This is a genomic window from Pseudomonas sp. UW4 (assembly GCF_000316175.1).
Classification (GTDB): Bacteria; Pseudomonadota; Gammaproteobacteria; order Pseudomonadales; family Pseudomonadaceae; genus Aquipseudomonas; species Aquipseudomonas laurylsulfatiphila.
On sequence record NC_019670.1, the window covers coordinates 1,873,051 to 1,892,745 of the forward strand.

Annotated in this window: 14 protein-coding genes; 9 read left to right on the forward strand and 5 right to left on the reverse strand. The window is 58.9% G+C overall.

Translation table 11 applies throughout. The annotated features are described in order from the left end of the window. Positions 1–175: 175 nt before the first annotated feature. Together PPUTUW4_RS08130 and PPUTUW4_RS08135 are read left to right on the forward strand one after the other, a co-directional pair. Positions 176–616: a carboxymuconolactone decarboxylase family protein gene (locus PPUTUW4_RS08130; RefSeq protein WP_015094185.1), complete on the forward strand. Its 441-nt coding sequence runs from the start codon at positions 176–178 to the stop codon at positions 614–616. Positions 617–880: 264 nt separating this feature from the next. Then, positions 881–3,487 carry a putative mucin/carbohydrate-binding domain-containing protein gene (locus PPUTUW4_RS08135; RefSeq protein WP_144443074.1) on the forward strand — a complete coding sequence of 869 codons (2,607 nt, stop codon included), beginning with the start codon at positions 881–883 and terminating at the stop codon, positions 3,485–3,487. 9 nt (positions 3,488–3,496) lie between these two features. On the opposite strand, the gene PPUTUW4_RS08140 is transcribed toward PPUTUW4_RS08135, so the two are convergent. The 4 genes from PPUTUW4_RS08140 to PPUTUW4_RS08155 form a co-directional block, all read right to left on the reverse strand. Continuing rightward, complete coding sequence (locus PPUTUW4_RS08140; protein WP_015094187.1) at positions 3,497–5,089, reverse strand: DHA2 family efflux MFS transporter permease subunit; 1,593 nt, start codon at positions 5,087–5,089, stop codon at positions 3,497–3,499. Then, positions 5,086–6,207, reverse strand: a complete 1,122-nt coding sequence (locus PPUTUW4_RS08145; RefSeq protein WP_015094188.1) for an HlyD family secretion protein — start codon at positions 6,205–6,207, stop codon at positions 5,086–5,088. Before PPUTUW4_RS08145 ends, PPUTUW4_RS08140 begins: the two co-directional genes overlap by 4 nt. Before the next feature lie 307 nt (positions 6,208–6,514). After that, on the reverse strand, positions 6,515–7,696 hold the full coding sequence (locus PPUTUW4_RS08150; RefSeq protein ID WP_015094189.1) for an acetyl-CoA C-acyltransferase family protein: 1,182 nt from the start codon (positions 7,694–7,696) through the stop codon (positions 6,515–6,517). Further along, a complete protein-coding gene (locus PPUTUW4_RS08155) occupies positions 7,693–8,475 on the reverse strand; it encodes an enoyl-CoA hydratase-related protein (protein WP_015094190.1) in 783 nt (260 codons plus the stop codon). The genes PPUTUW4_RS08150 and PPUTUW4_RS08155 overlap by 4 nt, the downstream gene beginning before the upstream one ends. A 214-nt stretch (positions 8,476–8,689) precedes the next feature. Between PPUTUW4_RS08155 and PPUTUW4_RS08160 the strand changes: the two genes are divergently transcribed. The 7 genes from PPUTUW4_RS08160 (at position 8,690) to PPUTUW4_RS08190 (ending at position 18,399) form a co-directional block, all read left to right on the forward strand. Next, positions 8,690–9,787, forward strand: coding sequence for a polyamine ABC transporter substrate-binding protein (locus tag PPUTUW4_RS08160; RefSeq protein WP_015094191.1), 1,098 nt, complete (start codon positions 8,690–8,692; stop codon positions 9,785–9,787). A 39-nt stretch (positions 9,788–9,826) separates the two neighbouring features. Continuing rightward, a complete protein-coding gene (locus PPUTUW4_RS08165; protein ID WP_015094192.1) occupies positions 9,827–11,245 on the forward strand; it encodes an aminotransferase in 1,419 nt (472 codons plus the stop codon). Beyond that, on the forward strand, positions 11,242–12,150 hold the full coding sequence (locus tag PPUTUW4_RS08170; RefSeq protein WP_015094193.1) for a LuxR C-terminal-related transcriptional regulator: 909 nt from the start codon (positions 11,242–11,244) through the stop codon (positions 12,148–12,150). Before PPUTUW4_RS08165 ends, PPUTUW4_RS08170 begins: the two co-directional genes overlap by 4 nt. Positions 12,151–12,701: 551 nt before the next feature. Further along, a complete protein-coding gene (locus tag PPUTUW4_RS08175; protein WP_015094194.1) occupies positions 12,702–14,096 on the forward strand; it encodes an MFS transporter in 1,395 nt (464 codons plus the stop codon). Positions 14,097–14,352: 256 nt separating this feature from the next. After that, positions 14,353–14,853, forward strand: coding sequence for a sigma-70 family RNA polymerase sigma factor (locus PPUTUW4_RS08180; protein ID WP_015094195.1), 501 nt, complete (start codon positions 14,353–14,355; stop codon positions 14,851–14,853). Between the two features lie 40 nt (positions 14,854–14,893). Beyond that, positions 14,894–15,877: a FecR family protein gene (locus PPUTUW4_RS08185; RefSeq protein WP_015094196.1), complete on the forward strand. Its 984-nt coding sequence runs from the start codon at positions 14,894–14,896 to the stop codon at positions 15,875–15,877. Positions 15,878–15,975: 98 nt separating this feature from the next. After that, positions 15,976–18,399 carry a TonB-dependent receptor gene (locus PPUTUW4_RS08190; protein ID WP_015094197.1) on the forward strand — a complete coding sequence of 808 codons (2,424 nt, stop codon included), beginning with the start codon at positions 15,976–15,978 and terminating at the stop codon, positions 18,397–18,399. A gap of 111 nt (positions 18,400–18,510) precedes the next feature. On the opposite strand, the gene PPUTUW4_RS08195 is transcribed toward PPUTUW4_RS08190, so the two are convergent. Further along, positions 18,511–19,662, reverse strand: coding sequence for an MFS transporter (locus PPUTUW4_RS08195; RefSeq protein WP_015094198.1), 1,152 nt, complete (start codon positions 19,660–19,662; stop codon positions 18,511–18,513). Between the last annotated feature and the right edge of the window lie 33 nt (positions 19,663–19,695).

Below are 19,695 nucleotides of genomic sequence, written 5' to 3' on the forward strand. Positions count from 1 at the left end.
ATTTCCCTGTGGGAGCGAGCTTGCTCGCGATGACGGCAGTGAATTCACCAAAAGTGAAGAGTGAAACCCATCACACCCGCGCCAATGGCCTCCTCGACTTCTGGAATATTGGCTATTTGTGTAGACCGGCCGGGGGACTAACGTAGCGACACACCCACCTGCCCTGGAGCACGTCATGCAACCCCGTATCGATTTCTACACTGCCAGCCCCGACGCCCTCAAGGCGATGATCGCCCTGGAAACCGCAGTGTCGAAGCTGCCGCTGGAAAAAAGCCTGATTGAACTGGTCAAGCTGCGCGCTTCGCAGATCAACGGCTGTGCCTTCTGCATCGACATGCACACCGCCGATGCGATCAAGGGGGGCGAAACCCCGCGTCGTCTGTTCGCCGTGACGGCCTGGCGCGAGGCGCCGTTTTTCACCGAGCGTGAACGTGCTGCGCTGCTGTGGACCGAATCCCTGACCCAGCTCAGCCAGACCCACGCCCCGGACGAAGACTACGAAGTGGTCAGCGCACAGTTCACGCCTAAGGAAATGGTCGACCTGACCGTCGCCATCAGCACCATCAACAGCTGGAACCGCCTGGCGGTTGGCTTCCGTAAAATGCCTCAGGCCTGACATTCAGGTCATCGATGCGGGGATGGGTAACTCGCTACGGACCATTGATTTTTGAGTCACCCCAACTTGCTTATTGATAACGGACGCCTCCACTTCGGAGGCGTTCCTTTTTCCGGATTAGCTCTATTTATTCAATTTCTCTCTGCGTAATGGCGGGCTTATGGGTTTACCGTCTAACGAACTGTAATTTATGACAGTTATATAAATATGTTTTTGATCCTAATGTCTTTTCGAAATCCAGCGCTTTTCTATGGGCGAGTTGAAATGGCTAACGAAGAGACTAAGAGATACACGCAGACAATTTACAGCCTTGAGCGACCTGATTGGTTGCTTAAGTCGGGACTCAGCAAAGGAATTTTTCATGACCGAAAATCAACTTCGTTAATTGTCCCGGCAGGCAAGTCAATACGATTTCGTCAATCTCTCCCGGAAACGGGTATAGGGGTAACTCTGAACTTGCTGAATGATGACAGCGCAAAAGAGAACCACCACACAGTGACCACTCAGTGGAAAGAAGTTTTCGCCGAGCATGCGTCAGCCATATTTTTGACTACGCCTTATACCGATACCGCTGGCCAGCAGGTTAATGTTGAGGTGGAGTTTGTAAGCGGCGGGGGAAGTTTGCCAACCTGTCAGGCGGGTTTGGATGCAGATGTGTTTTTTAAAGAGTGGGACCGATTGGCAGCACCATATGCATTGTATGTTTGTGATTATGCAATGATTTTAATTCCCGCTAAGGATAAAGAAGCCTTGCGCAGGTTGCATGTGGAATCTGGCTTGCATAGCCTGACTGCTTACTATGATGGTGTTTTTGAATACTTCAATTATCTTGCCGGTCTTTCATTTGCCCCGAGCGTGCCCACCGATAAAAATATTCCTAACCGTTACTTCATGAAGGCGGACAAATCAGGTGGCGGTGCTGCCTATTATGGAGGCGGATGGACCGCGGAGTCTTCGGATTCGGTAGCGAGTTTCTGGTTGGATATCAGGGCTACCAATTGGGGCTCTCTTCATGAAATATCTCATGGTTACGAAGGACGGTTCATCAGTGATGCTGTCGTCAGGATGAGTGAAATTTGGAACAATATTTTGTGTGCAATGTATCAACAGAAGGAACTGGGGGAGGAATTTTACAAAGTCGGCTGGCTGTACGGTGCCGGGGAAGAACAGCTTTATATCAATGCCAAAGCGGCATTTGATAAAGGGCTTGTCGATGTAGGGCCTCATGGGCACCTGATACTTTTTTTCTATCTGCTACTGGTTAAATCGATGGGGGAAACTGGGTTGATAGAGCTCTATCGACGCTTTCGTCTAAACAGTAATTCCGACGGTTATGTCGTTGCCGATTATGCCGGTATGGATTTGTTGAGTGAAGTAGGTATCGATATCGGAAATGTTGATTTTTCACCAGTCATGTCTTACGTGGGGGTTGTCCTGTCGCCTGAAAAAGTTGAGTTTAATTCCTTTAGCAACGCCAGTGCTGTTTATCCTCTGTATCTGCTTGTTGAAAATCACGACATTCAGCAGATTCAAAATCAACTGGGGCTAAGAAGTCCATTGGATTTGGTTAGTTGTGCCGATCTCAGTGTTACTGGTTTGATCGGCAGCGTATCATTTATTTTTGATGAAAACATACTTGATAAGATTCAGGGTAAGACCCTGCTCCTGAGAAATGGATGGGGTCCTGCCAAAGTTGCACAGATAAATGGGGTAAGGGTGGTTGTCAGTAGTTTGGAGTTGGGTGTATATGCATTGCAACTACCGGCTATAGGTGATGACGAGTATCAGTGGGATTGCCACTATGTTGCGGTTCAGGACAAGCATATTGAGTATAACTGCACGTGCGTAAAAAAATATGCGAGTTCTCTGGTAAATCAAACCATAAGCCTGGGAGGGCTGAGTGGCGATTTTTGCCGAATTGCAGTAGATGTTTCATTCGGGCGTCTGTTGGTCGAAGTTGTTAGTAAAAGGCCACACGATTATTTTCCGGGGCAGGTATATGGGGGAATAACAGTGAGGAATGCGCAGGGTCGTATTGTTTTTCATCGATCGATGTTGGGTGATAAGACCGAGTTGTTCTCGGGGACGGTTCTGATTTCTCCAGGATTTACTATTGATATAATGCATAAGGAGCCATCGCGTATAGGAGTGTCTAATGCGACGGTATCGGCAGTAATTGATTCGAATACACAGGTCAATAGGTTGAAAGTGACTGAGCAAGGACTGGTAAATGTAAGTCTTGGCACTGATGCAGGTGAAAATTTGAGACCCGAAATTGATAATTGTGCAAGGGCGTTTGAAAGGGATCCGCACTTTGTTCTGAGTAATGAGGTTTTATTGAAGCAAGATATGCGGCGCGCAATTAATGCTTTTGATGAGCCTGTTCGCAGTTTGCTTTTCGATAAATATCGCGCGGTTGAGTTTGTCAGGCCTGGATTTGATGTTGCTATTGTGGGGGCGGTTTTTGTTTGGCTCTTGCGAGGAAATGGCAATCGTGAGATAGGATCGATACGCATAAATTTGTTTTCGCGTAGGGTGGAAATAACCTTCCTCGCTAACTCCAATGCTCATGAATACTTTTCCTCGGTATATTTATCAATTGTGTTGACGTCGGCGACAGGTGAGCTTGTTTATGTTCGAGATCTTCGAGGGAATGCTCCCGTGGCAGCCAGTAGTGTTCAGTTCCCGTTTTTCTCCGATATGGTGTTGAGTGTTATGCATAGAGAGCCCACACGTTGTCGAATTAGAAATGAGAGTTCCGTGCCCGAGACCGAGATTCCGGTGGGGCGTGTACAGCATGCTCAAATCAATACAACCTCATTTTCCTTGAATTTGGGCAGTTACTGGCCAAGGGAAACGGTCGATTCCTGACAAAGATCCTCAATGAGCATCGGCACTCGGCGCGGCCGGTGGTTGCACCTTGCGCATCAGGGGCACCATCGCCGTGGCGATGACGAAGCACACCCCGATCATCAGAAACGCGTCGCCATAGGTTTGTGTCTGGGCTTCGCGGTAGGTCAGCAACCAGAGTTGATGCAGGCTGGCGGTGACCGCGGCGTCACCGCTCTGGCCGAGGGCGGCGAAGTTGTTGCCGACCTGGGACAGCCATTGGTTGAGGGCCTCGTTGGTGCTGTTGAGGTTCTCCGCCAACCGGGTGAAATGCAGGTTGGTACGGTCGTTGAGAATGGTCGCACAGGCGGCGATACCGATCGCCCCGCCCAGGTTACGCATCAGGTTGAACAGCCCCGATGCATGTTTGAGCCGCGCCGGTGCCAGGCCGCCGAGGGTCAGCGTTACCGCGGGCGGCACCGCCAGTTGCTGGGCAATCCCGCGCAAGGCTTGCGGCAACATCAATTCCCTGGCCCCCCAGTCATGGGTGATCGGGCTGAAATCCCACATCGATAACGCGAACAGCCCGAGGCCGGTCATCATGATCCAGCGCAGGTCGACGCGGTTGGCCAGAAAGGCGTACAGCGGAATCGCCATGATCTGGAACACCCCGGTGGAGAAAACCGCCAGACCAATGTCCAACGCACCGTAGCCACGCACCCGGCCGAGGAACAGTGGCGTCAGGTAAATGGTGGCGAACAGGCCGATGCCAGTGACGAACGAGAAGAAGCAGCCAAGGGCGAAATTGCGATCTTTCAGGGCGCGCAGATCGACAATCGGATTGGCCACATGCAGGGTCCGGCCGATGAATGCCAACCCGGCCAGGCCGCTGATCCACGCAGTGGTCAGGATCGTGCGATCGCTGAACCAGTTCCAGCGCGGGCCTTCTTCGAGGGTGTATTCCAGGCAGCCGAGGAACAGCGCCAGAAACACCATGCTCAAATAATCCGCGCCTTTGAGCAGCGACAGTTCAGGCTGGTCGATCTTGACCAGCATCGGCACGGCGACCGCGACGAAAATCCCCGGCACCAGGTTGATGTAGAACAGCCAGTGCCAGGACGAGATGTCGGTGATCCAGCCACCGATCACTGGCCCCAGTGTCGGTGCCAGGGATGCCACCGCGCCAATGGTCGCGGCGGCGATCACCCGTTGTTTGCCGGTGAAGAACACGAAGGCCGTGGTGAACACCAGCGGGATCATCGAACCGCCCAGAAAGCCTTGCAGGGCGCGGAAGGCGATCATGCTCTGGATGTTCCAGGCCACGCCGCACAGCAGGCTGGTCAGGGTAAAGCCGACCGCCGATGCGCAGAATAGCCAGCGCGTGGAAAACACCCGGGACAACCAGCCCGACAGCGGGATCACGATGATCTCGGCGATCAGGTAACTGGTTTGCACCCACGCGGTTTCGTCGGTGCCGGCGGAGAGTCCGCCGCCGATGTCACGCAACGAAGCCGAGACAATCTGGATATCCAGCAGCGCAATGAACATGCCGATGCACATGCTGGCAAAGGCGAAGACCTTGGTCGCCGTCGCCATGTCCGCGGCGTTGAACGGTTGCGCCGGGGCGGCGAGGGCGCGGCTCATGGCGCGCTGGCCACGGCGGGCGCTTCAGGCTCCTTGCGCGTGTCCACTTCAGCGGTGACCGACAAACCCGGACGCAGGTGGCCGAGCACACTGTCGGCCGGGTCGAGGTGAATCCGCACCGGCACCCGCTGCACGATCTTGGTGAAGTTGCCGGTGGCGTTTTCCGGCGGCAACACACTGAATTGCGAACCGCTGGCGGGGGCTAGGCTGTCCAGGTGACCGTGGAATTCCTGCCCCGACAGTACGTCGGCACGGATCACCACCCGCTGCCCCGGCACCATGTGCGCCAGTTGGTCTTCCTTGAAGTTGGCGTCGACCCACAGGCCGCTGGCCGGCACCACCGAGAGCAATTGCGAGCCGGCCTGGGCATAGGCGCCGACCCGTGCCCGACGGTTGCCGATCACGCCGTCAACCGGTGCCTTCAGTTCGGTGTAGCCGACATTCAGTTGCGCCAGATCACGCTCGGCCTTGGCCTGGATCAAGGCGGCCCGGGCCTGTTGTTTCTGGGTGTCGATCACATTCAACTGGCGCTGAGCGGCCAGCAACTCCGCCTGGGCGCGGTTGCTTTGGGCCTGGGCGGTCTTGAACGTGGCATTGGCCCGCTGGGCGCTTTCCACCGAGACGGCGTTGGTGGACACCAGTTTTCTGTAGCGGGCATCGTCATCTCGCGAACGGGTGGCTTCGGCACCGGCGGCGTCGATGCCGGCACGGGCCTGGCCGATGACCGCCTGTTGCAGTTGTTCGGTGGCGTCGAGGTTGGCCAGCAAGGCTTCCTGGGCGGCCACTGCGCCTTCGGCCTTGGCCAGGTTGGCGCGGTAGTCGCGCGAATCGATACGGATCAGCACATCGCCGGCCTTGACCTTCTGATTGTCGGTTACCAGCACTTCATCGATATAACCCGCCACCTTTGGCCCGATCACCGTTACGTCACCGCCGATGTAGGCATCGTCGGTTTCTTCGATGAAACGCCCGGCCGTCCACCAATGCGCGCCATACACACCGGCCAACACCAACGCTGCAATCCCCATTGTTGGCACAAACAGGCGCTTGAGCAGGGGACGTTTTGCCGGTTGCACCGGGGCGTCCAGGTCGGGTTCAACGGTGGGCATGCTGGTCATGGAGGGATACCTGTCAGGCGGCGCTTAATTATGATGCCTGTAATATGACGCATGTAATATTTTGCGGCAAATGGTTTTTGCTGCCGGTCGTCAGGTGCTTGGTTCAGAGAGAAGGAGATTCTGCATGCGCTAGAGAACCACTGTGGGAGCGAGCTTGCTCGCGATAGCGGTAGTCCAGTCAACAATGATGGTGCCTGACATGCCGCCATCGCGAGCAAGCTCGCTCCCACAGGGGATCGCTACTGGTTTACCGGAATGAAAAAGGCCGGTGATCTGCGCGATCACCGGCCTTTTTTGCGGCTATTGCTTAGACGCGTTCAAAAATCGCCGCAATCCCCTGGCCACCACCGATGCACATGGTCACCAGTGCATAACGGCCGCCGGTGCGGTGCAGTTCGTGGATGGCTTTGGTGGCGATGATCGCGCCGGTCGCGCCCACCGGGTGACCCAGGGCGATGCCCGAACCGTTCGGGTTGACCTTGGCCGGGTCGAGGTCCAGTTCCTGGCTGACGGCGCAGGCCTGGGCGGCGAAGGCGATGTTGGCTTCGATCACGTCCAGGTCGGCGACGGTCAGGCCGGCGCGCTTGAGCGCCAGGCGGGTGGCCGGGATCGGGCCCAGGCCCATGAATTCCGGTTCGACGCCTGCGTGGGCGTAGCTGACCAGGCGGGCCAGTGGCTTCAGGTTGTTGGCCTGGACCGCATTGCCGCTGGCCATGACCAGTGCGGCGGCGCCGTCGTTCAGGCCCGAGGCGTTGCCGGCGGTGACCGAACCGTCCTTCTTGAACGCCGGCTTCATGGCTGCCAGTTGTTCCAGGGACGTGGCGCGCGGGTGTTCGTCGACGCTGAACAGTTTGACGCCTTTGCGATCCTGGATTTCCACGGTCGCGATCTGCTCGCTGAAGTAGCCGTTGGCAATTGCGTGGGCCGCGCGTTTCTGGTCTTCCAGGGCCAGGGCGTCCTGCATTTCGCGGGTGATGCCGTTGCGTGCGGCGACGTTTTCGGCGGTGATGCCCATGTGGATGCCATGGAAGGGGTCATGCAGGATGCCGAGCATGTAGTCGATGACCTGGGCGTTGCCCATGCGCGAACCCCAACGGGCGGCTGGCATCAGGTACGGGCCACGGCTCATGGATTCGGCACCGGCGCCGACGACGATGTCGGCATCGCCGAGCATCAGGGTCTGGGCGGCGTTGATGATCGCTTGCAGGCCCGAACCACACAGGCGGTTGACGTTGTAGGCCGGGGTTTCCTTCGGGATGCCGGCGTTCATCGCGGCGACGCGGGAGATGTAGGCGTCGCGGGTTTCGGTCGGGATCACGTTGCCCATCACCAGATGGCCAACGAGCGCCGGGTCCACGGCGGCTCGTTCCAGGGCGGCTTTCACGGCCGTGGTCGCGAGGTCGGCCAGGGGCACGTCCTTGAGCGAACCGCCGAACGTACCGATGGCGGTACGGGCGGCGCTGACGACGTAGATTTCCGGAGTGTTCATGGCTGGTTTCCTTTCGGTGGATTCTTGTCTGTACTGCGATTGAGCAGGGCGTTCAAGGCGTTTTTTGCCTCGTCGGTATTCAGGCGCTGGATGAACAGCGTGTTTTCTTCGCGCAGGGTGGCTTCCAGTTCCGGCAACGTCGCCTGCTTCATCAACTGCCGGGACTGGCGCAAGGCCTCCCGGGGCAGGGCCAAAAAGCGCTGGGCGATTTTTCTGGCCGCTGCCAGGCATTGCTCGCCATCATCGAAGGCTTCGTTGGCGATGCCCCAATTCACCGCTTCGTTGCCATCCAGGCCGTTGCCCAGCAGGAGCAGGCTCGCGGCGCGGGCATGGCCGAGTCGACGGGGCAGCAACAGGCTGGCACCGAATTCGGGGCACAGGCCGATGTTGACGAACGGCATGCGCAGCTTGGCGTTGCGGGTGACCAACACCTGATCGCAATGCAGCAGCAACGTAGTACCAATGCCGATGGCCGCCCCGCAGACTGCCGCGATCAGCGGTTTTTGCAGGTGCGTGACGACTTTCATCAGGCGAAACGCCGGGGCGTCCAGATGCGTCGGCGGATGCTGGAGGAAATCCACCAGGTCATTGCCGCTGGTGAAGCAGGCCGGGCCGCCGGTGAGGATGATGACGCCGGTCTGCGCGTCTTCGTCGGCGGCCAGCAACAGCTCGGCCAGCTGCGTGTACATGGCGTTGTTCAGCGCGTTGAGCTTGTCCGGGCGGTCGATGGTCAGCGTCAACACGCCGTCGCGTTGCTCGTGTTTGATCAAATCTGTCATCGCAGGCTCCGCAGGGTCGGTTCAGGCTGCCACTTTAAGCGTCGGACAAATCCCGATCTATGGCAAAACGGGTCAACTGCGCTGCCGCTTTTTGCCATGCCGGTGTGCCAAAAACGACACACACCCATTCGGGGTATGGTTCCGCCCGGCCAATCGACCAATAGTGCAGGCATCCGCTCATCCAGAGCCGAACTCGCTATAAGGTGCATTTGCAATGGGCAAGACACTGCTTAAGGTGATTTCCAGTCTGTTTGTTGTACCGTTGACATTGAATGCCTACGCGGACGACAGCAATACGCTGCGGCTGTACAACTGGGCGGATTACATCGGTGAAAAAACCATCGCCGATTTCGAAAAGGCCACCGGTATCAAGGTGGTCTACGACACCTTCGATTCATATGAAACGGTACAGGCCAAGTTGCTCACCGGCCATTCCGGTTATGACCTGATCGTGTTGAACGCCTCGCTCGCGCCCCCCCTGATCAAGGCCAAGGTGTTCCAGCCGCTGGACAAAAAACAGCTGCCGGGCTGGACCAACCTCGACCCGCAAATCCTCGAGGATCTGCAAGGCTACGACCCCGGCACCCAGTACTCTGCGCCCTACACCTGGGGCAGCAACGGCGTGACCTACAACGTCGACAAGATCAAGGAACGCATGCCGGACGCGCCGATCGGTTCGCTGGCGATGATCTTCGATCCGAAGATTGTCTCGCGCTTCGCCGACTGTGGCGTGACCCTGCTCGATGCGCCGACCGAAGTCATCCCCATGGCCTTGACCTACCTGGGGCGTGACCCGAATAGCGCCGCTCCGGCGGATCTGAAAGCCGCTCAGGAGCTGTTGCTGTCGGTGCGGCCGTATATCCGCAAGTTCGACTCGGTCAATTACCTGACCAGCCTGCCCAACGGCGATGTGTGCATGGCCATGACCTGGTCCGGCGACTACGCCACGGCCATGGCCCGCGCCGCAGAAGCCAAGAAGCAGATCAACCTGGCGTACTTCATTCCCAAGGAAGGCTCGCTGATCTGGTTCGACAACCTGTACATCCCGGCCGATGCGACGCACGTCGCCAATGCGCACAAATTCCTGGAATACCTGATGCAGCCGCAGGTGATGGCGGATGTGAGTGACTACATCAATTACGCCAACAGTAACGCGGCGGCCACGCCCCTGTTGAACGCCGCAGTGCGCGACAACCCGGCGATCTACCCCGATGCAAAGACCCGCGAGCGCCTGTTCCCGCAGAAGACCCAGGACGCCAAGGACATGCGGGCGATTACCCGGGTCTGGAGCACCGTGAAAAGCGGCATCTGATTTGTTCGATCGTGAGTCATTTCGGTTAGAGGTTTATTTATGGCGACGCCAACACGCAGCGTTTTTTCCCCAGCGGACGAGTCCCGGCTGGTCAAGGCCGACAAGGCCCATCACATGCACGGCTACCACATGTTCGACGAACACGCCGAGCAAGGCTCGTTGAACATCGTTGCCGGCGATGGTGCCTACATCTACGACACCCAGGGCAACCGCTTTCTCGATGCGGTGGGCGGCATGTGGTGCACCAACATCGGCCTGGGCCGTGAGGAAATGGCCGAGGCCATCGCCGATCAGGTGCGCCAACTGGCCTATTCGAACCCGTTTTCCGACATGTCGAACAACGTGGCGATTCAGCTGTGCGAAAAACTCGCCAGCCTGGCCCCCGGCGATCTCGACCATGTGTTCCTGACCACCGGCGGCTCCACCGCCGTGGACACCGCGTACCGGCTGATCCAGTACTACCAGAACTGCCGCGGCAAGCCGGAAAAGAAACACGTCATCGCCCGGTTCAACGCCTATCACGGCTCCACCACCCTGACCATGTCGATCGGCAACAAGGCCGCCGACCGGGTGCCGGAGTTCGATTACGCCAACCCGCTGATCCACCACGTCTCCAACCCCAACCCGTACCGCGCGCCGGACGGCATGGACGAGGCGCAGTTCCTCGAGTTCCTGGTCAAGGAGTTCGAAGACAAGATCCTGTCGATTGGCGCGGACAAGGTCGCCGCTTTCTTTGCCGAACCGATCATGGGCTCGGGCGGGGTGATCATTCCGCCCCGGGGCTACCTCAAACGCATGTGGGACGTCTGCCAGCGCTACGACATCCTGTTCGTCGCCGACGAAGTAGTGACCTCGTTCGGGCGCCTGGGCAAGTTCTTCGCTTCCTGGGATGTGTTCGACGTGCAGCCCGACATCATCACCACCGCCAAGGGCCTGACCTCGGCCTACCTGCCGCTGGGCGCGTGCATCTTTTCCGAGCGCATCTGGAAGGTCATCGCCGAGCCGGGCAAGGGCCGCTGCTTCACCCACGGCTTCACCTACAGCGGCCACCCGGTGTGCTGCACGGCGGCGCTGAAGAACATCGAAATCATCGAGCGGGAAAACCTGCTGGCCCATGTCGACACGGTGGGCGCTTATCTGGAGGAACGTCTGGCAACCCTGCGCGACTTGCCGCTGGTGGGGGATGTGCGCTGCCAGAAACTCATGGCCTGCGTGGAGTTCGTGGCGGATAAACGCACCAAGGCACTGTTCCCCGACGAGATCAACATCGGCGAGAAGATCCACGTGCGGGCACAGGCCCGGGGTTTGCTGGTGCGGCCGATCATGCACCTCAACGTGATGTCGCCACCGCTGATCCTGACGTTTGCCCAGGTCGATGAAATCGTCGAGACCTTGCGCGATTGCATTGTCGAAGTGGCCGCTGAGCTTCAGGCCAGCGGTCAGTATGGCGGCCAATGAATTCGCCACACAGGCTGTTACCAAGGGCCTGCGCACCCGCTAGACTGCGGGGCATGAGCAAACCAGACGACGATACGCTGATCGCGATGCCCTTCGGGGCGTTGCACAAATGGCATGGGGGGATGCGCGAGGCATTCGCCCATGTCGATGAGCCTGACGCCCTGCAATACCTGGCGTCAGCGTTGGCGCAGCTGGTGTCCGTGGAGTCGATGATGATCAGCCTGGAGCGCAAGGACCGCGCACCACAGCTGCTGCATCAGCGCGGGATTGCCCAGGAGTATCAGGTCTCGATTCTTGAGCGCTATTTTTCCGGGGGCTATTTGCTCGACCCCTTCTGCCTGGCGGTGGAGCAGGGGTTGGCGCAAGGCTTCTATCACCTGGAGGAAATCGCCCCGGACAACTTCTTCGACAGTGACTACTACAAATCCTATTACCTGAAGGCGGGCTGTTCGGAAGACAGCTACTACATCGTCGATACCGGCAATGACACGAAGATTTCCGTCAGCCTCTATCAGGGTTTCGGCGGTGAGTGTCTGAGCGACGAACAGTTGAACCTGCTGCGTGCCGTCGAACCGCTGGTGCGGGAATTCATCAGCGAGTTCAGCCAGCGTGGACTGCTGCGCAGTGCCGGGATCGAGCGAGATGACGAGCAAGGCATGCGCGACGATCTCAAGCATCGGGTGCAGGCGGCGTTCGAGAACTTCGGTTGTGAATTGCTCACCGAGCGAGAGCGGGAAGTGGCGCACATGGTGCTGCGCGGGCATTCGGTGAAGTCCACGGCCAGCCAGATGAACATCTCGCCGGAAACCGTACGCATGCACCGCAAGAACCTGTACCTGAAACTGGAGGTGGGTTCGCAGTCGGAGTTGTTTGCGCTGTTTATCGAGTGGTTGCGCAGGCATTAGGACGCAATAGATCGCAGCCTTCGGCAGCTCCTACAAGGAGCGTCGCGTTACCTGGGCCCAAGAGCCTGTTTAACGGGTTTATTCGATTACATGTCGTATTTTCAGGGCGGTCAGGCCGTTCAGGTCTAAGGGGTTTTCTTGTTGACAGCATCCCATGGTACTGGCTATAAATCTCTTAAGTCATACGACGACGTATGACATGCGTGTCCAAACTAAAAATAAAAAGAGTGTCGACCCCAACATGAATCCAATCGCCTCCCTCTCGCCCCTGAAGTTCCCGTGTTCAGCCATCGGCTTCTACGCCCACACCCCCTTGAGTCCGTTATCTGTGACAACCCGTCACTGACTCGCGTGAGAAACGCAGGCTGAGCAATCAGTCCCTGTTTTTCTGTGAGTTGTCTGATGAGTTGTCCGAAATCAGTTGGCCCAATCCCTCGGCGGAACAGGGCCCGTTTCGTCTGGACTGATGCATTGAAGTGAAGCCCGGCGGCCCAATCGATCTCGTTTTACACCGAGAGATCATCACCAAAAATCTACAATAAAGTGATGCCATGAACCTCAACGAGCCAATTACTGCGCAACGCGTCAGCCAGTCTGTCGGTAAATACCGATGGACCATTTGTGCATTGTTGTTTTTTGCAACCACCGTCAATTACCTCGACCGCCAGGTGCTCAGCCTGCTGGCGCCGGAGCTGTCGAGGCAATTTGGCTGGAGCAACACCGATTACGCCAACATTGCCGCGGTCTTCCAGTTCACCTACGCGATTTCCATGCTGTTCGCGGGCCGTGTGGTCGACAAGATCGGCACCAAGGCTGCTTTTGTGGTGGCGATTTGTGTTTGGTCGACCGGCGCCGTCATGCACGCCTTTGCAGAACCCATGGGCGAGGGTATCGCCGCCATCTGTGCCGCGCTCGGTATTGCGGTCATCCCGGTCTCGATCGCCGGCTTCATGCTGTCGCGCGCCGTGCTGGCGGTCGGTGAGTCGGCCAACTTCCCGGCCGCAATCAAGGTCACCGCTGAGTATTTCCCGAAGAAGGAACGCTCCTTCGCCACCGGCATCTTCAACTCCGGGGCCAACGTCGGCGCGATCCTGGCCCCCATTTCGGTGCCGCTGATCGCTGGCCTGTGGGGCTGGCAGGTAGCGTTCATCGTGATCGGCATGCTGGGCTTTATCTGGATGGGCGTATGGCTGGTGTTGTACGACAAGCCGGAGCAGCAGAAGCGCCTGTCGGCACAGGAACTGGCGCACATTCGCAGTGATTCCCCCGCCAGCGCCGCAGTGCAGACGGGCGTCGGCAAAAAGTTTTCGTGGTTCCAATTGCTGAAATACCGTCAGACGTGGGCGTTCGCCTTCGGCAAGTTCATGACCGATGGTGTGTGGTGGTTCTTTCTATTCTGGCTTCCGACCTACCTGTCGGAGCAGTACGGCCTCAAAGGCGCAGCCATCGTGGTGCCGCTGGCCGTGCTGTACAGCATGACCATGGTGGGCAGTATTGGCGGCGGCTGGTTCCCCAGCTATTTCATGGCACGTGGCGACAAGCCGTATGACGGCCGCATGAAAGCCATGCTGGTGATTGCCGTTTTCCCGTTGGTCGTGCTGTTGGCGCAGCCATTGGGTCACATCAGCGTCTGGGTACCGGTGTTGCTCATCGGTGTGGGCGCGTCGGCGCATCAGGCCTGGTCGGCCAACATCTTCACCACGGTGTCCGACATGTTTCCGCAAAAGACCGTCGCATCCGTGGTCGGCATTGGCGGTATGGCGGGTGGGTTGGGCGGAGTCTTGCTGACCAAGATCGGTGGCTGGGTGTTCGACTACTACAAATCGGTGGGTGAAATCCGTACCGGCTACATGATCATGTTCGCCGTCTGCGCGCTGGCCTATCTGGTGGCGTGGAGTGTGATGAAGATGCTGGTGCCTCGCCACAAGGAAATTACCGACCTGTGAATTTCGGCTTCGATGGCATCTGCCAGGCGGACTAACCCATCGGATTGAACAAGGCCGCTGAGCAATCAGCGGCCTTTTTTCGTTACCTGTAGGAGCTGCCGAAGGCTGCGATCTTTTGACTGTGATTTTGGAAAGAAAGATCAAAAGATCGCAGCCTTCGGCAGCTCCTACAGGGGGCGTGTTTGAGGTGGGTGGCGATTGCTTTGGTTTAATAAGAAGCATTACTATTCACGCCCCGTTTCCACAGCACAGCGCAATGACCCTCAAGCTGCCCCGCAGACACGGCTTTTTCGAGCATTACGAAGAGTTGGTTGGTACCTGGACCCGTCGCCTGAGGAATCGTCAGCAGGCCGAGGACCTGGCCCACGATACCTTTGTGCGGGTGCTTGAGTCCGATTCGGCGCGGGTTGAACAGCCCCGGGCGTATTTGCACCAGACCGCGCGCAACATTGCCGTGGATGGTTATCGGCGTGAGGACCGGCGGGGCGCCATGGAGTCAGAGGCGATCGATCTCAGTGAGTCGCCGAGCGGCGACCCGGAGCATTTCATGCACGCGATCCAGCTGGCTGATTCCATCGAACGGGCGCTCACCGAGCTGCCGGTCAACTGCCGCAAGGTGTTTGTCTGGCAGAAAATCGAGGGCCTGACCCAGGCCGAAATCGCCGAACGCCTGGGGCTGTCCAAGAACATGGTGGAAAAGTATATGATCCGCACGCTTCGGCACCTGCGTGATCGCCTGGACGGGTTGCAGTCATGATCGGTCGCGCCATCTCCTCCCCAGCCCAACAGGAACTTCCATGATGGATACTCGTGATTGTGCGTGCGGGCAAACAACGGTTCGCGATGACGCGGCGCTATGGTTTGTACGTTTGCAGGAGCCTGTCGTCGATGTCGAAGTGCGTCGCCGGTTTCAGGCCTGGCTGGACGAACACCCCCAACACCGAAATGAATTCGAAGTGCTCCAGGGAGTGTGGAGCGCCGCCGATTTGCTGCCGGCGGCGCGTTTGCGTGCCTTGTGTGAAACTCCGCCAGCCCTGAAAAAAACTCGTCCGGTGCTGCGTTACGCGGTAGCCGCCAGCGTGGTCGCGGTGGCGCTTGGCCTGGGTTTGTTCAGCAGCCTGAATCATCCGGCGCCTTACACGGCCGAGTTTTCAACGGCCCTGAATGAGCGGCGCCATGTGGCGTTGCCGGATGGTTCGGCGGTGGATCTGGACAGCCGCAGCCGGATTCAGGTGCGTTTTGAAAAGGCTCAACGCCACGTTGAGCTGAGCGAAGGCGAAGCGATGTTCAGCGTCGCGCACGACACCCGCCGACCCTTTGTGGTCGAGTCGGGCAGCGGCAAGGTCACGGTCACCGGCACCCGGTTCGACGTACGCCGTGGCGCCAGCGAAACCCGGGTGGTGGTGGAGCAGGGCACGGTCAAGGTCCAGGGGCGCGAGGCTGCCGATAACGATTTCATCAATCTGACAGCGGGCCTGGGCACCCACGTCGATGCCCAGGGCAAGGTCGCGGCCGCCTACGCCGTCAACCCGGCGGAAATGACTGCCTGGCGCAGCGGCAAACTGGTGTTCAACAACGCCCGCCTGGTCGACGTCGCCGAGCAGGTCTCACGTTATCGGGAGAAACCGCTCAAGGTCGCCAGCGCAGCGGTCGGCGATCTGCGCCTGACCAGCGTGTTCAAGTCCGACAACACCGACGCACTGCTCAAGGCCTTGCCGAGCATTCTGCCGGTGGCCGTGCGCACCCTTGGCGATGGCAGCCAGGAAATAATTTCAAAATAAAATTCAGGTTTTTTTCGAGTTCATCGTCTTCCTGTTCAACTGCAACTGGTTTGCATTAACAAGCGCACACTTTTGCGATCCACAGGATTACGTTCGACGTGAATAATTCCACCGCTAAAAACAACAAATTTCCCTGGTTGCCGCTGGCGCTCGTCCTGGCGGTCAACGTTGCGCTGCCCCAGGCCTTTGCCGCCGACGGCATCCGCATCCCGGCGCAACCCTTGGGACAAGCCTTGAGCCAATTGGGCCAGCAAACCTCGCTTCAGGTGTTCTTCAGCCCTGAACTGGTCGCCGGCAAACAGGCTCCGGCGGTGGACGGCAATATGTCCCCGGAAGACGCACTGCGCCAGTTGCTGCAAGGCAGCGGCCTGCAATACCAGATCGATGAAGGTTCGGTGACCCTGATGCCGGCGCCGACTTCGGCGGCCAACGGCCCATTGGAATTGGGCGTGACCGACATCAAGGTGGTTGGCGACTGGCTCGATGACGCCGATGCCGTCTTGGTGCAGAACCACCCTGGCGCACGAACGGTGGTGCGCCGCGAAGCCATGATCGAGCAGGGCGCGATGAACGTCGGCGACGTGTTGAAACGGGTTCCCGGCGTGCAAGTGCAGGACGCCAACGGCACCGGTGGCAGCGACATTTCCCTCAACGTCGGCGTGCGTGGCCTGACTTCGCGCCTGTCGCCTCGCTCCACCGTGCTGATCGACGGCATCCCGGCGGCGTTTGCGCCTTACGGTCAGCCACAACTGTCCATGGCACCGATTTCCTCCGGCAACCTCGACAGCATCGACGTGGTACGCGGTGCCGGCTCCGTGCGCTACGGACCGCAAAACGTCGGCGGTGTGATCAACTTCGTGACCCGCGCGATCCCGGAACAGGCCTCCGCGGAAATCGGCACCACCCTGGAAACGTCGCAGCACGGTGGCTGGAAACACATCGATACGGCGTTCATGGGCGGCACCGCCGACAACGGCATGGGTGTGGCGCTGTTGTACTCCGGCGTGAACGGCAACGGTTACCGTGAAAGCAACAACGGCAACGACATCGACGACGTGATCCTCAAGACCCATTGGGCGCCGACCGATGTCGACGATTTCAGCCTCAACTTCCACTACTACGACGCCAAGGCCGACATGCCCGGCGGCCTGACCCAGGCGCAGTACGACGCCGACCCGTTCCAGTCGGTGCGCGACTACGACAACTTCAGCGGCCGTCGCAAGGATGTGTCGTTCAAGTGGGCACGACAGATTGACGATCGCACCCAGGCCGAAGTGCTGACCTACTACACCGACAGTTTTCGTGGCAGCACCATCGCCTCCCGTGACCTGAAGACACTCAATTCCTATCCGCGCAGCTACTACACCTTCGGTATCGAACCACGGGTGTCCCATGTGTTTGATGTGGGCCCGACCACCCAGGAAGTCAGCGTCGGTTATCGCTACCTGAAGGAAGCCATGCACGAAGAGGCCAGTCGAGTGGCGCTGGTCAACAACGAGCCCGTCGTGCGTCCGGGGGCGGACGGCCATGTCTATCAGGACCGCACCGGTGGAACCGAGGCCAATTCGGTCTACGTCGACAACAAGATCGACGTGGGCCACTGGACCGTCACCCCGGGTATTCGCTTCGAGCACATCAGCACCGATTGGCATGACCGCCCGGTGCTCGATAATGCCGGTAAACCGGTGCCGGAGAAAAAACGCAGCATCGAGAGCAATGAACCGCTGCCGGCCCTGAGCGTGATGTACCACATGTCCGAGGCCTGGAAGCTGTTCGCCAACTACGAAACCTCGTTCGGCGCGCTGCAGTATTTCCAACTGGGGCAGGGCGGTATTGGTGATGAGCCTGCCAACGGCCTGCAGCCGGAAAAGGCCAAGACCTACGAAATCGGTACGCGCTACAACGATGACGTGTGGGGCGGTGAGGTGACGCTGTTCTACATCGACTTCGACGACGAACTGCAATACATCAGCAATGACGTGGGCTGGACCAACCTCGGCGCGACCAAACACCAGGGCATCGAAACCTCGGTGCACTACGATCTGGCGGCGCTGGACCCACGCCTCGACGGCCTGACCGCCAACGCCGGTTTCACCTACACCCGTGCCACTTATGAAGGTGAAATCCCGGGCTTCAAGGGCCGTGACCTGCCGTTCTACTCCCGTCAGGTGGCCACCGCCGGCCTGCGTTACGACATCAACCGCTGGACCTGGAACCTCGATGCGTTCGCCCAGTCGAAACAGCGCTCGCCGGGCACCGGTGTGAACGCCGACGGCAGCTTCAACGGCAACTACATCACCGAAGGCTCCGCCGACGGCCAGTTCGGCGACATTCCGGGTTATGTGACCTGGAACGTGCGTAGTGGCTATGACTTCGGCCCGCAGGTGTCGAACCTGAAACTGGGTGCCGGGGTGAAAAACATCTTCGACAAGCAGTACTTTACCCGCTCCAGCGACAACAACTCGGGCATGTACGTCGGCGCGCCGCGTACGTTCTTTGTGCAGGCCAGTGTCGGGTTCTGATAGATCGAGGTGAATTCATCGCGGGCAAGCCCGCTCCCACAATGACCGTATCGTTCACAAATCATGTGTACGACACAAATCCTGTGGGAGCGAGCCTGCTCGCGAAGCTTTTCAGACCTTCAACACCTTCCCGCCAATCGCCACCGCCACCAGCAACACTGCCATCAAGGCAAAGGCAAAACTCAAGCTGGCGCCATGGGCGACAAAGCCGATCAGCGCAGGCCCTGCGAGTATTCCCGCATAACCCAGGGTGGTAATGGCCGGCACGGCGATGCTTTCGGGCATGACGGTCTGTTTGCCCACCGCGGTGTACAACACCGGCACAATGTTCGAGCAACCGGCACCCAGCAGCGCATACCCCAATAGCGCGGCTTCCCAACCCGGCGCAAACGTCGCCAGAAACAAGCCCGCGGCAGCCGTCAGCCCGCCGAACACAATCACCCGTGTCGCGCCCAACCGCCGTACGATTTTGTCACCGGTCAAACGCCCGGCCGTCATGGTCAAGGCAAACGCCGCATAGCCGAGGCCCGCATACGCCGTGTCGATGCCACGTTCCTGTGCCAGGAATACCGCGCTCCAGTCCAGCGCCGCGCCTTCGGCGAGGAACACGATAAAGCACATGCCACCGATAAACAGGACGATGCCATGGGGCACCGCGAACGCCGGCCCCGAGCTCTCGCTGCCGTAGGGCAACAGATGCGGTACGGCCCTGGCCAATGCGATCAGCAGCATCACGATCACCACCAGCGTGGCCCCCAACGGCGAAATCCCCAGGCCAAGCAAGCCGCTGACGCCTGCCGCGCCGACTATCCCGCCGAGGCTGAACAGGCCATGGAAACCCGACATCATGTTTTTGCCGCTGGCGCGCTCGACGATCACCGCTTGCAGGTTGACCGTCGAATCCACTGTGCCGAGGCCCGCGCCGAACATGAACAGCGCCGCGATCAAGGCCGGAATCGATGACACCGTGGCCAGCAGCGGCAGGGCGGCACAGATCAGCAAGGTCCCGCCGGTCGTCACCCGTCGGCAGCCGAAACGCGTGGCCAGGATCCCGGCCATCGGCATCGCCAGGATCGAACCTACCCCCAGGCACAGCAGCAACAGGCCCAGGGTGCCTTCATCCAGCCCGGCCCGGGCCTTGGCATAGGGCACCAGCGGCGCCCACGCGGCGATACCGAACCCGGCAATGAAAAAGGCGATGCGCGTGGACATCTGTTCCAGGCGGCCGGGAACGAAGGTGGTTTGGCTGTTGAGGCTGGTCATATCAATCCCTGGCAAAAATGTTACGTCCTCAAC